Origin of the sequence: Couchioplanes azureus (assembly GCF_014648355.1) — a bacterium.
GTDB classification, from domain to species: Bacteria; Actinomycetota; Actinomycetes; order Mycobacteriales; family Micromonosporaceae; genus Actinoplanes; species Actinoplanes azureus.
Genome location: NZ_BMQY01000007.1, coordinates 80796 through 93089 on the forward strand (window position 1 = coordinate 80796; position 12294 = coordinate 93089).

11 protein-coding genes are annotated in these 12294 nt (G+C 73.9%); 5 read left to right on the forward strand and 6 right to left on the reverse strand.

What is annotated here, in order from left to right; translation table 11 throughout:
- Nucleotides 1–8 precede the first annotated feature (8 nt).
- Nucleotides 9–737 carry an orotidine-5'-phosphate decarboxylase gene (pyrF, locus tag IEY99_RS24005; protein ID WP_229799191.1) on the reverse strand — a complete coding sequence of 243 codons (729 nt, stop codon included), beginning with the start codon at nt 735–737 and terminating at the stop codon, nt 9–11.
- Nucleotides 738–850: 113 nt separating this feature from the next.
- The gene (locus IEY99_RS24010) at nt 851–2014 is read right to left on the reverse strand and encodes a steroid 3-ketoacyl-CoA thiolase (RefSeq protein WP_189206319.1); all 1164 of its coding nucleotides are present in this window, start codon (nt 2012–2014) and stop codon (nt 851–853) included.
- Nucleotides 2015–2123: 109 nt separating this feature from the next.
- Here IEY99_RS24010 and IEY99_RS24015 point away from each other — a divergent pair, with 109 nt between their 5' ends.
- Nucleotides 2124–3356 (forward strand): cytochrome P450, encoded by a 1233-nt coding sequence (locus IEY99_RS24015; protein WP_189206320.1) that lies wholly within the window; start codon nt 2124–2126, stop codon nt 3354–3356.
- A gap of 6 nt (nt 3357–3362) precedes the next feature.
- On the opposite strand, the gene IEY99_RS24020 is transcribed toward IEY99_RS24015, so the two are convergent.
- The 3 genes from IEY99_RS24020 to IEY99_RS24030 are packed head-to-tail and all read right to left on the reverse strand — an operon-like array spanning nt 3363 to nt 6525.
- Nucleotides 3363–4514, reverse strand: coding sequence for a thiolase family protein (locus IEY99_RS24020; RefSeq protein ID WP_189206321.1), 1152 nt, complete (start codon nt 4512–4514; stop codon nt 3363–3365).
- Nucleotides 4511–5569: a thiolase family protein gene (locus IEY99_RS24025; RefSeq protein WP_189206322.1), complete on the reverse strand. Its 1059-nt coding sequence runs from the start codon at nt 5567–5569 to the stop codon at nt 4511–4513. Before IEY99_RS24025 ends, IEY99_RS24020 begins: the two co-directional genes overlap by 4 nt.
- Entirely contained in the window at nt 5566–6525 is a 960-nt protein-coding gene (locus IEY99_RS24030; RefSeq protein WP_189206323.1) for a Zn-ribbon domain-containing OB-fold protein, read from the reverse strand. The genes IEY99_RS24025 and IEY99_RS24030 overlap by 4 nt, the downstream gene beginning before the upstream one ends.
- Nucleotides 6526–6612: 87 nt before the next feature.
- On the opposite strand from IEY99_RS24030, the gene IEY99_RS24035 reads away from it, so the two are divergent.
- Entirely contained in the window at nt 6613–8160 is a 1548-nt protein-coding gene (locus IEY99_RS24035; RefSeq protein WP_189206324.1) for an acyl-CoA synthetase, read from the forward strand.
- On the opposite strand, the gene IEY99_RS24040 is transcribed toward IEY99_RS24035, so the two are convergent.
- Nucleotides 8161–8961 (reverse strand): crotonase/enoyl-CoA hydratase family protein, encoded by an 801-nt coding sequence (locus IEY99_RS24040; protein ID WP_189206325.1) that lies wholly within the window; start codon nt 8959–8961, stop codon nt 8161–8163.
- A 65-nt stretch (nt 8962–9026) separates the two neighbouring features.
- Between IEY99_RS24040 and IEY99_RS24045 the strand changes: the two genes are divergently transcribed.
- The 3 genes from IEY99_RS24045 to IEY99_RS24055 all read left to right on the forward strand — a co-directional run bounded on the left by IEY99_RS24045 (nt 9027) and on the right by IEY99_RS24055 (nt 12294).
- Nucleotides 9027–10646 carry an acyl-CoA synthetase gene (locus IEY99_RS24045; protein WP_189206326.1) on the forward strand — a complete coding sequence of 540 codons (1620 nt, stop codon included), beginning with the start codon at nt 9027–9029 and terminating at the stop codon, nt 10644–10646.
- Nucleotides 10636–11730: an NAD(P)H-dependent flavin oxidoreductase gene (locus tag IEY99_RS24050; protein WP_189206327.1), complete on the forward strand. Its 1095-nt coding sequence runs from the start codon at nt 10636–10638 to the stop codon at nt 11728–11730. Before IEY99_RS24045 ends, IEY99_RS24050 begins: the two co-directional genes overlap by 11 nt.
- Nucleotides 11731–11811: 81 nt before the next feature.
- Nucleotides 11812–12294, forward strand: a complete 483-nt coding sequence (locus tag IEY99_RS24055) for an SRPBCC family protein (protein WP_229799192.1) — start codon at nt 11812–11814, stop codon at nt 12292–12294.

The following is a 12294-nucleotide window of genomic DNA, read 5'->3' on the forward strand; positions in this document are numbered from 1 at the left end:
GCAGAGCATCATCCCCGGCGTGTCGCGGCGATGTTGCCGAGCTCATCCGTGAGGTCGGCGAGCACTGTGGCCGGGTCTGGTGCCCGGGTCAGGGACCGGCCGATGACGATGTGTGAGGCGCCCGCCCGGATGGCGGCGACCGGGTCTGCCGGGCGGGCATGCTCGGTTGCGGCCTGACCGGCCAGTTCGGCGCGCAGCCTCACACCCGGCGTGACGATCAGCATGCCGGGGTGGAGGTGTTCGCGCAGTGTCGCCGCGTCCTGGGCGGAGGCGACGACGCCGTGGCAGCCGGCATGCCGAGTGAGCCGGGCCAGCCGGGGGACCTGCTCGGCGGTCGTGGCTCGCACGCCCACGTCGGCGAGGTCGGCGTCGGTCAGGCTCGTGACGACGGTCAGCGCGATCACCCGTAGCTGGGGGAAGTCGGCCGCGGCCCGCACCGCGGCTTCCATGATCCGGATGCCGGCCATGGCGTGCACGGTTACCATGGTCGCTCCGAGCCGGCCGGCCGCCCGAACGGCACCCGCGACCGAGGTCGGGATCTCGAACAGTTTGAGATCGAGGAAGACGTCCTTGCCCTCGGCGGCCAGCCTGGCGGCCAGTGCCGGGCCGGCCGCGGTCAGCAGCTCCAGGCCGATCTTGTACGCCTGACCGGCGTCCCCGAGCCGAGCCACGATCGCCTCGGCGTCGCCGGCGGTGTCGAAGTCGAGCGCGACGATGATGCGGCGTGCAGCGTCCACATCCATGATCTTGCCATTGCTGCGCCGCACTCACCGGGTCGGATCCGGTGCTCGTGCGATCCGGCCGTCTCACTCGCCTGGTGACCGTGACGGTCACCGGCTGACGCCGGAGTTCAGATCCGTTCGAGGATGGTCGCCGTGGCCATGGCGCCGCCCGCGCACATGGTGACCAGTGCGGTGCCCTGGCCGGTGCGTTCCAGCTCGTGCAGGGCGGTGACGATCAGCCGGGAGCCGGTGCTGCCGACCGGGTGCCCGAGCGCGATCGCGCCGCCGTTCACGTTGACCCGGTCGACGTCCGCGCGGTGCACGGCCAGCCAGGAGAGCACCACGCTGGCGAAGGCCTCGTTGACCTCGCACCGGTCGATGTCGTCGATCTTCATGCCGGTGCGGGCCAGCACCCGTTCGGTGGCCGCGATCGGGCCGTCCAGGTGGTAGTAGGGCTCGGCGCCGACCAGGCACTGGGCCAGGATCCGGGCGCGCGGGCGCAGGCCCAGCTCGCGTGCCCGGCCGGCGTCCATCAGCAGCAGGGCCGCGGCGCCGTCGGAGATCTGCGAGGCGGTGCCGGCCGTGTGCAGGCCGCCGTCGAGGACGGGGCGCAGGCCGGCCAGGCCCGCCGCGGTCGTCTCGCGCAGGCCCTGGTCGCGGTCCACGGTCCGGATCTCGCCGGTGGGGCGGCCGTCGGCGTCCAGCACCGGGGCGTCGACCGGGGTCACCTCGGCGGCGAAGTGCCCCGCGTCCCAGGCGCGGGCGGCGTGGTGCTGGGAGCGTACGCCGAAGCGGTCGAGGTCGGCGCGGGTCAGCCCGCGCCGCGCCGCGATGCGGTCGGCGGCCACGTACTGGTTGGGCAGGTCGATGTGCCAGGAACCGGGGCGGGGGAGTCCGGCGTCCTTGCCGAGGTTGGCGCGCAGCGGGACCCGGCTCATCGACTCGACCCCGCACGCCATGCCGACCTCGACGGCGTCGGCGGCGATGAGCCCGGCGACGAGGTGTGCGGCGTGCTGCGCCGATCCGCACTGCGCGTCGACGGTCAGGCAGCCGGTCGGGTACGGCAGGCCGGCGTGCAGCCACGCGGTGCGGGTGATGTTGTTGGACTGCTCGCCGCCCTGGGTGACGCAGCCGCCGGCGACCTGCTCGACGAGGGCCGGGTCGATGCCGGTGCGGTCGAGGACCGCGCGTTGCGCCGCGCCGAGCAGCTCGGCGGCGTGCAGCCCGGCCAGCCGGCCCCCGCGGCGGCCGATCGGCGTGCGGACCGCGCCGACGATCACCGGTACGCCCACGACGGCCTCCCAGTTGTAGAACGTGTTCTACCAACGCTGCATCAGAGGTATACCACAGGGAACCTCGACGTGTTTCAATCTGGTGGAACCTGTTTCTGGAGGAGGAGCCGTGGCTGAGCCTCGCATCCCCGAGGGTTTCGACTTCACCGATCCGCAGATCTACGTCGACGGCATACCGCACGCGGAGTTCGCCGAGCTGCGGCGCACCGCGCCGGTGTGGTGGATCCCGCAGGCGCGCGGCAGCGCCGGCTTCGACGACGAGGGCTACTGGGCGGTGACCCGGCACGCCGACGTGATGACCGTGTCCCGGGACAGCGACACGTACTCCAGCTGGGAGAACACGGCCATCGTCCGGTTCCAGGCGGACCTGCCCCGGGACCGGATCGACATGCAGCGCCTGGTGCTGCTCAACATGGACCCGCCGCAGCACACCAAGCAGCGCGCCATCGTCTCCCGCGGCTTCACCCCCCGCGCCATCAACAGCCTGCGCTCCGCGCTGGCCACCCGCGCCGAGCGGATCGTGCGGGCGGCGTCCGGCGCCGACGGCGGCGACTTCGTCACGGAGGTCGCCTGTGAGCTGCCCCTGCAGGCCATCGCCGAGCTGATCGGCGTGCCGCAGGACGACCGCCGGCAGGTCTTCGACTGGTCGAACGCGATGATCGGGTACGACGACCCGGAGTACAGCGGCGGCGCCGACGCCATGGAGCCGGCGATGGAACTGCTCGGCTACGCCATGAAGATGGCCGAGGAGCGCCAGACCTGCCCGCGCGACGACATCGTCACCACGCTGGTGAAGGCGGAGATCGACGGCGAGCACCTGTCCGCCGACGAGTTCGGCTTCTTCGTGCTGCTGCTGGCCGTGGCCGGCAACGAGACCACCCGCAACGCGATCTCGCACGGGATTCTGGCCCTGCTCGAGCACCCCGAGCAGTGGGAGCTGTTCAAGGCCGAGCGGCCACGGACCGCGGTGGACGAGATCGTCCGCTGGGGCACCCCGGTGAACGTCTTCCAGCGCACCGCGATGCGCGACACCGAGCTGGGCGGGCAGGAGATCGAGGCGGGCCAGCGGCTGGCGCTCTTCTACGGCTCGGCGAACTTCGACGAGGAGGTCTTCGACCACCCGGAGCGGTTCGACATCACCCGCAGCCCCAACCCGCACCTCGGCTTCGGCGGCAGCGGCGCGCACTTCTGCCTGGGCGCCAACCTGGCCCGGCTGGAGATCGACCTCATCTTCAACGCCATCGCCGACCACATGCCGGACATCAGCCTGGCCGGTCCGCCGCAGCGGCTGCGCTCCGGCTGGCTGAACAGCATCAAGCACCTGCCGGTCCGGTACCGCTGAGCTACCTCACGGCTCGGTCGCGACCACCCACATCGAGAAGAACTGCGAGCCTCCACCGTACGCGTGCCCGACCGCGGTGCGCGCCCCGGCGACCTGGTGCCCGCCCGAGCGGCCCATCACCTGCATGGCCGCCTCGGCGAAGCGCAGCAGCCCGGAGGCGCCGATCGGGTTGGAGCACAGCACGCCGCCGGACGGGTTGACCGGCAGCCGCCCGCCGATCCGCGTCTCGCCGGCCTCGGTGAGCTTCCAGCCGTGCCCGGGCTCGGCGAAGCCGAGGTTCTCCAGCCACATCGGCTCGAACCAGGAGAACGGCACGTACAGCTCGGCGACGTCCACCTCGTCCAGCGGGTCGGCGATGCCGGCCGCGTCCCACAGCGCCCGGGCGGCCTCGGCGCCGGCGCGCGGGTTCACGTGGTCCTTGCCGGCGAAGAAGGTGGGCTCGGTGCGCATCGCGGTGGCCCGGATCCACGCCGCCTGCCGGTCGCTGGCCTCGGCCGCCGCCTGGTCGCCGAGGACGACCGCGCAGGCGCCGTCCGAGGAGGGGCAGGTCTCGTCGTAGCGGATCGGGTCCCACAGCATGGCCGAGGAGCGCACCGACTCCGGCGTGATGTCCGGCTGCCGCAGGTGGGCGTACGGGTTGAGCGCCCCGTTGCGCCGATCCTTGACCGCCACCAGCGCCCCGATGTGCTCCGGCGCCGAGCTGCGCCGGATGTACGCGCGGATGTGCGGTGCGAAGTAGCCGCCGGCCCCGGCGCCGATCGGCGCGCTGAAGGGCGGCTGGATCGACAGCGCCCACATGGCGTTGGACTCGGACTGCTTCTCGAACGCGACCGCCAGCACCCGCCGGTGCACCCCGGCGCGGATCAGGGTGGTGGCCACGTTGGCGGTGGCGCCGCCCACCGAGCCGGCCGTGTGTACCCGCAGCAGCGGCCGGCCCGCCGCACCGATCGCCTCGGCCAGGAAGAGCTCGGGCATCATCACGCCCTCGAACAGGTCCGGCGCCTTGCCCAGCACGACCGCGTCGATCTGCGACCAGTCGGTGCCCGCGTCCACCAGGGCCCGGTCGACGGCCTCCCGGCACAGCCCGGCCATCGACACGTCGGTGCGCCGGGTGCGGTGGTGCGTCTGTCCCGTGCCCAGTACGGCCGCCCTTCTCATCGTCCCGCCTCCAGCACGCAGACCAGGTTCTGTTGCAGGGCCGGGCCGCTCGTGGCATGTGCCGCCACCCGGGTGGCCCGTCCGGACATCACCAGCGTGGCCGCGGCCCCGATCCGGGCCAGGCCGGCGGAGAACATCGGGTTGCCGCACAGCGCGCCGCCGGACGGGTTGATCCGCACGCCGTCGCCCAGCCCGAGTGCCGTGCGCAGGAGCAGCTCCTGATGGGTGAACGGGGCGTGCAGCTCGGCCGCGTCGAGGTCGGCGGGCAGCCCCGCGGCGGCGGCCGCGGCGGTCGCCGAGGGTACGGCGGTCAGGTCCCGCTCGCCGAGTCCCTGGGGATCGATCCGGTGCGCCGCGCCGGTGATCCAGGCCGGACGGTCGCGGTGCCGGCGGGCGCGGTCCTCCGCCGCCAGCACCAGCGCCGCGGCGCCGTCGCCGACGGGTGCGCAGTCGTGCGCACGCAGGGGGTCGGCGAGATACGGCTCGGCGAGCAGCCGCTCGGCCGTGGTCTCCCCGGCCACCTGGGCGTACGGGTTGCCGGCCGCGTCGGCCCGGCTGCGCGCCGCCACCTCGGCCATGTCCCGCTCGCTGAGGATCCCGGCGTCGAGGGCGAGGCGTGCCTGCAGCGCGGCGACGCTCACCGAGTCGGGCCACAGCGGCGCCGTCGCGTACGGGTCGAGCTGCAGCGCCAGCACCCGGCGCAGCCGGCCGGCCGAGGACTTGCCGAAGCCGTAGACCAGCGCGGTCTCCGCCTCGCCCGCCAGGATCTTGACGTACGCCTCGTAGCACGCCCAGGCCGCGTCCATCTCCACGTGCGACTCGCAGATCGGCGGGAAGGCGCCGATGGCGTCGACGGCGTTGACGAACGAGAACGCCCGCCCGGCCAGGTAGTCGGAGGAACCCGAGCACCAGAAGTCCACCTCGCGCCGGTGCAGCCCGGCGCCGGCCAGCGCGTCCCGCAGGACCGGCACGAGCGTCTCGACGCCGCTGGTGGTGCCGGCCTCGCTCAGGCACGGGGACTGGGCGAACCCGATGACGGCGACCCGGCGGTTCACAACTGGTCCGCGTACGACTCGTAGGGCGCGTCGGGCTCCCCGGTGGGCGCGAAGTGCGCGATGTTCTCCGGGGTGGTGGACCAGCGCTCGGGTTCGCGCCAGACCGCGGCCACCCGCATGCCCATCCGGACCTCCGCGGCCGGGCAGCCGACGATCAGGTGCGGCAGCGGGATGTCGGCGCCGTCCAGCAGGACCTGCGCGACCACGTACGGCGGTTCCAGCCGCTGACCGGCGAACGGGACGTTGACCACGCAGAACGTGGTGACCGTGCCGCGGTCGGCCACCGCCACCTCCTCGTCCGGTGGCACGCCGTCGGCGGGGCAGACCCGCGGCGGGACGTAGACCTTGCGGCAGACCGGGCAGCGCTGGCCGAGCAGCCGTCCCTCGGCCAGCGCCCGCAGGTAGCGGCCCTCCTCGGCCGAGGTGGTGTGCCGGTAGTGCAGCCGGATCGGGGTGGTCACCATGGTCACGGGGGCCGCCGTCCGCTCGCCGGGCTCGCCCGGGGGCGCCTCCCCGGGCTCGAAGCACGCGATGTCGCGGATGTGGCCGATGCGCTCGCCGGCCCAGCGGATGCGGACCCGCATCCCGGTGCGCATCCGGCCGGGACCGCCCGCGTCCACGGCGTGCAGCAGGGCCGTGTCCGCCCCGTCGAGCCGGATCAGCGCCCAGGCGAACGGGTGCTCCAGCGGCTGTCCCTCCAGTGGCCGGCTCATCCAGCTCCAGCTCGCCACGGTCCCGGCGGTGCCCACCTCGACCAGGTCGGTCACCGGGGTATGCGTGTGCGGGTCGTACTCCAGCGGGGGGACGTGGACGCGCCCGTCCGAGGTCCGGCCGCCGAGCACGCGGCGGTCGCGCAGGGCGGTCATGAACCGGCCCAGCACCGGGCCGAGCGAGCGGGTGTAGTCGAAGGCGATGTCCATCGGGGCGGACAGCGGCGGCGCCTGCGCGATATCCACCAGCGAAGTGAAACACGTTCTATCGGCGCGGGCAAGACGCCCCGGCGGCCCCCTTCCCATCGATAGAACGCGTTATAGAATCGCGGCATGACGGACATCGGGCTGTGGACCATCGCGGCGCGGTCGCCGCGCCGCGCGGCCATCGTGGACACCGACGGCCGGACCGTGACCTACGGGGAGCTGGCCGCGGAGGCCGACCGCATCGGGCGCGGGCTGCGCGACCTCGGCCTGGAGCCCGGCGACGCCGTGGCGGTCCTGTTGCCCAACGGCGCGGACATGCTCGCGGCCTTCTTCGCCGCCTTCCAGACGGGGCTCTATCTCGTCCCCGTGAACTGGCACCTGACCGCCCCGGAGATCGCCTACATCCTGCGGGACAGCGGCGCGCGGGTCTTCGTCGCCCACGAGCGCTTCGCCGCCGCGGCGGCGGCCGCGGCCGACCAGGCCGGGACGGCGCCCGGCGGGCGTCTTGCGGTGGGGGAGATCCCCGGCTTCCGCCCGCTCGCCGCGCTGGGCGCCGGCGAGCCCGGCCGCCCGCAGGCGCGCACGGCCGGCGCGCTGATGGTCTACACCTCGGGCACCTCGGGCCGGCCCAAGGGGGTACGCCGGCCGCTCACCGGCGCCGACCCGGACGACGTGCCGGAGGCCTCGACGAGGTTCTTCGGCCTGTTCGGCCTGGAGCCGTTCGACGACCACGTGCACCTGTGCGGCTCTCCGCTCTACCACACCGCCGTCATGAACTTCGCCGTCATCTCGGTCCTGCTCGGGCACACCGTGGTGGTGATGGACCGCTGGGACTCGCACGAGGCGCTGCGCCTCATCGAGCGCCACCGGGTCACCCACAGCCACATGGTCCCGACCCAGTTCGCCCGCCTGCTCGCGCTGCCCGAGAAGGTACGCACGGCGTACGACCTGTCCTCGATGCGGGTGATGATCCACGGCGCCGCGCCCTGCCCGCCGCACGTCAAGCGGCGGATGCTGGACTGGTGGGGACCGGTGGTGGTGGAGTACTACGCGGCCTCGGAGGGCGGCGGCACCGTGATCACCGCCGACGAGTGGCGCGAGCGGCCCGGCTCGGTGGGGCGTCCCTGGCCCGGGTCGGTGATCCGGGTGCTGGACGCCCACGGCGACGACGTGCCGGTGGGCCGGCCCGGGCAGGTCTACCTGCAGATGGGCGACGCCCGCTTCGAGTACCTCGGCGATGCCGCGAAGACCCGGGAGTCCTGGCGCGGCGCCATGTTCACGGTCGGCGACATCGGCTACCTGGACGACGACGGCTACCTGTACCTGTGCGACCGCAAGAGCGACGTGATCATCTCGGGCGGGGTGAACGTGTACCCCGCCGAGATCGAGGGCGAGCTGGCCGGTCACCCCGCGGTCGCCGACGTCGCGGTGTTCGGCATCCCGCACGAGGAGTGGGGCGAGGAGATCAAGGCGGTGGTGCAGCCGGAGCCGGGCGTGCGGGCCGGCGCCGAGCTGACCGCCGAGCTGCTCGCGTACCTGTCCGGCCGGGTCGCCGGTTTCAAGCTGCCGCGCAGCATCGACTACGTCGACCAGCTCCCGCGCGACCCGAACGGCAAGCTCTACAAGCGACTGCTGCGGGAGCCGTACTGGGCCGGGCGGGAGCGGGCGATCTGATCAGTGGCCGTGGAAGTGGGGGGTGCGCTTCTCGGCGAAGGCGCGGGGGCCCTCCTTGGCGTCGGCGCTCAGGAAGACCGCGGTGCCCAGGCGTGACTCCACGGCGAACGCCTCGTTCTCCGGCATCCCCTCGGTCTCGCGCATGGTGCGCAGGATGGCCTGGACCGCCAGCGGGCCGTTGGCGGCGATCGTCCCCGCCAGCTCCAGCGCCGTGGCCAGCGCCTGCCCGTCCGGCACGACGTGCCCGACCAGGCCGATGCGCCGGGCCTCCTCCGCGCTCAGGTGCCGGCCGGTGAGCAGCAGCTCGGCCGCGATCGTGTACGGCAGCTGCCGCGGCAGCCGGACGGCCGAGCCACCCAGCGGGAAGAGCCCCCAGCACGCCTCGGAGACGCCGAAGCGGGCGCTCGCCCCGGCCACCCGCACGTCGGTGGCCTGGAGGATCTCCGTGCCCCCGGCGACCGCCGGCCCCTCCACGGCGGCCACCAGCGGCTTGGTCAGCCGGCGTCCCTTGAGCAGCGCGTCGATGCGCGACAGGTCGGTGCCGCCGGCGCGGAAGCCGTCGCCGGGGTGCTCGCGGGTCATCGCCTTCAGGTCGGCGCCGGCGCAGAAGGCGCCGCCGGCGCCGGTGAGCACGCAGACCCGGATCTCCGGGTCCTCGTCCACCCGGTCCCACGCGTCGCGCATGAGGGCGAGCATCGGCGCGGACAGCGCGTTGCGGGCCCGCGGCCGGTTCATCGTCACGATCAGGACGGGCCCGCGCTGCTCGACGAGGGCGTGCGGTTCCTCGGTCTCGGCTGCCACGCCGTCCCCCTCCTCGCGCCGATCCAGGGCTTGCCCGGCACGATAACACGTTCTACTTTCAAGTGATGGCGGCCAATATTGCGGATCTGTTCGAGCACGCGGTCGACGCGTTCGGCACGCGCGTCGCCGTGGCCTGCGGCGAGCGGGCGGCGACCTATGCGCAGCTCGAGGCCGACGCCAACCGGCTGGCCCATTTCCTCCGGGCGCGCGGCGTCGGGGCGGGCGACCACGTCGGCCTGTACGCGGGCAACTCGATCGACGCCGTGACGGCGATGATCGCCGTGTACAAGCTGCGCGCGGCAGTCGTGAACATCAACTATCGATATGTCGAGAACGAGTTGCAGTTCCTGTTCGCCGACGCCGACCTGACGGCCCTGATCCACGACCGCAGGTACGCGCCCCGCGTCGCCGCCGTGCTGCCCAGCGCGCCGGGCGTGCACACGGTCGTGGCGCTGCCGGACGGCACGGACGCCGGGATCGCCGCGTACGGCGGAGTGACCTGGGCCGACGCCCTGGCCGCCGGCGACCCCGGCCGCGACTTCCCGGAGCGCTCCGGCGACGACCTCTACCTGCTCTACACCGGCGGGACGACCGGCTATCCCAAGGGTGTGATCTGGCGCCACGAGGACGTCTGGCGCGTGCTCGGCGGCGGCGTCGACTTCATGTCCGGCATCCCGCTCGCCGACGAGTGGGCGCAGTCCCGGCGGGGCGTCGAGACGGGCGGGATGGTGCGCCTCTGCCTGGCCCCGCTGATCCACGGCAACGCCCAGTGGGCGGCGCTCGCCGCGCTCTTCGGCGGCGACACCGTGGTGATGCTGCCGCACTTCGACGCCGACGAGGCGTGGCGGGCGATCGAGCGGCACCGGGTCAACGTGGTGGTGCTCATCGGCGACGCGATGGCCCGCCCGATGATCGAGGCGTACCTGGCCGGCGGCTACGACGGCTCCTCGCTGTTCGCGATCTCGTCGAGCGCCGCGCTGTTCTCGCCGGTGGTCAAGCGCCAGTTCCTGGAGACCCTGCCGGACGTGCTGATCACCGACGCGATCGGCTCGTCGGAGACCGGCTTCGCGGGGCTCGGCGTGGTCGCCGAGGTCGAGGGCGGCGCGGTGGACGGGCCCCGCTTCACGCCCGGCCCGGACACCATCGTCATCGACGAGCACGGCCGGCCCGCCGAGCCCGGCGTGATCGGCCGCCTCGCCCGCGGCGGCTATCTGCCGCTGGGCTACCACAAGGACCCGGAGCGGACCGCCGCCCTGCTGACCGAGGTGGACGGCGTGCGCTACGCCGTGCCGGGCGACCTGGCCCGGCTCGAGAAGGACGGCACCATCACGCTGCTCGGCCGCGGCAACACCTGCGTCAACACCGGCGGCGAGAAGGTCTTCCCCGAGGAGGTGGAGGGCGCGCTCAAGGCCCACCCGGGCGTCTTCGACGCGCTCGTCATCGGCCTGAGCGACGAGCGGCTCGGGCAGCGGGTGGCCGCGCTGGTGCAGCCGCGCCCCGGCCACCGGCCCGACCCGGCGGAGTTGGACGAGCACCTGCGCCGGCGGATCGCCGGATACAAGGTGCCCCGGGAGCTGTGGTGGGTGGACGAGATCAGCCGCACGCTCAGCGGCAAGGCGGACTACGGCTGGGCCCGCCGGTACGCCGAGAGCCACCGCGGCGAGGCCGTGAGCCATGCGGACTGAGCTGTGCGACCTGCTCGGCATCGCCCACCCGGTCGTCGCGTTCAGCCCGTCGGAGCACGTGGTGGCGGCCGTCAGCCGGGCCGGCGGCCTGGGCGTGCTGGGCTGCGTGCGCTTCAACGACCCCGCCGAGCTGGACGCCACCCTGTCCTGGCTGGACGCCGAGACGGCGGGCCACCCGTACGGCGTGGACGTGGTGATGCCCGGTCACGGCCCGCCCGAGGGCGCCCCGGCCGACCTCGACCGCCTGATCCCACCGGGACACCGCGACTTCGTGGAGCGGACCCTGCTGCGGCTCGGCGTGCCGCCGCTGTCCGCGGGGGAGAAGGACCGCCCGGGCGTGCTCGGATGGCTGCACTCGGTGGCGCGCTCGCACGTCGAGGTGGCGCTGACCCACCCGGTACGGCTGATCGCCAACGCGCTCGGCCCGCCGCCCGCCGACGTCGTCGCCCGCGCGCACCAGCAGGGCCTGCTGGTGGCCGCGCTGGCCGGCCGGGCCGACCACGCCCGCAGCCACGTGGCCGGCGGCGTCGACCTGGTCGTGGCCCAGGGCTACGAGGCCGGCGGGCACACCGGCGAGATCGGCAGCATGGTGCTGGTGCCGGAGATCGTCGACGCGGTGGGGGACCGGGTGCCGGTCCTGGCCGCGGGCGGCATCGGCAGCGGCCGCCAGATCGCCGCCGCGCTGGCCCTCGGCGCCCTCGGGGTGTGGACCGGCTCGGTCTGGCTCGGCACCGAGGAGTACCGCAGCCCGCCCGCCCTGCGCGAGGCGCTGCTGCGGGCCGGCTCCGGCGACACGGTCCGCAGCCGGGTCTACTCGGGCAAGCCGGCGCGCCTGCTGCGCAACCGCTGGACCGAGGCCTGGACCGGGCCGCAGGCGCCGGAACCCCTGCCGATGCCCCTGCAGAACATGCTGGTGGCGGGCGCGCACTCCCGGCTCATGGCGGCCGGGGACCCGAGCGTCGTGCCGATGCCGGTGGGCCAGGTCGTGGGCCGGATGAACCGGGTCCGCCCGGTCGCCGAGGTCCTGGCGGACCTGGTCGCCGAGGCCGACGAGACCCTCACCCGCCTGCGCAAGCTGCGGTGACCGTACGGCATGAACAACGTCATAGGTGGGAGTGGTCACTCGCGGCTGTCACGGCACCGGCGCGGCGTTATGTTCGGGTTCGTGGCCAGTACCGCGCGGGGAGACCGGGAGCGGGAGCACGCGCGGCGCCGGGTGTTCGCCGAGCGGGTGGTCGCGGCGCCGGCGGGGCGCATCTTCGATCTGCTCGCCGACCCTGCGGCCCACGCGCGGTTCGACGGCTCCGGCACGGTGGTCGCGGGCCATCCGCGCAATCCCCGCCGGCTCGGTCCCGGGGCGCGGTTCACGATGGACATGCGCGTCAGGGTGGCGTACCGGATGTGGAACACGGTCGTCGAGTACGAGCCGGACCGGCGGATCGCCTGGCGGCAGGAGCTCGGCCACCACGTCTGGCGGTACGAGCTGGAGCCGGTGACCGCGACCGCCACCCTGGTCCGCGAGACCTTCGACTGGGCCACCTGCCGGGCGAAGTGGCTGATCCGGGTGATGGATTGGGACACGCGCAACCAGCGGTCGATGGTGGCGACGCTGGAGCGGCTGGCGGCCCTGGTGGAGCCGGCGGGCTAG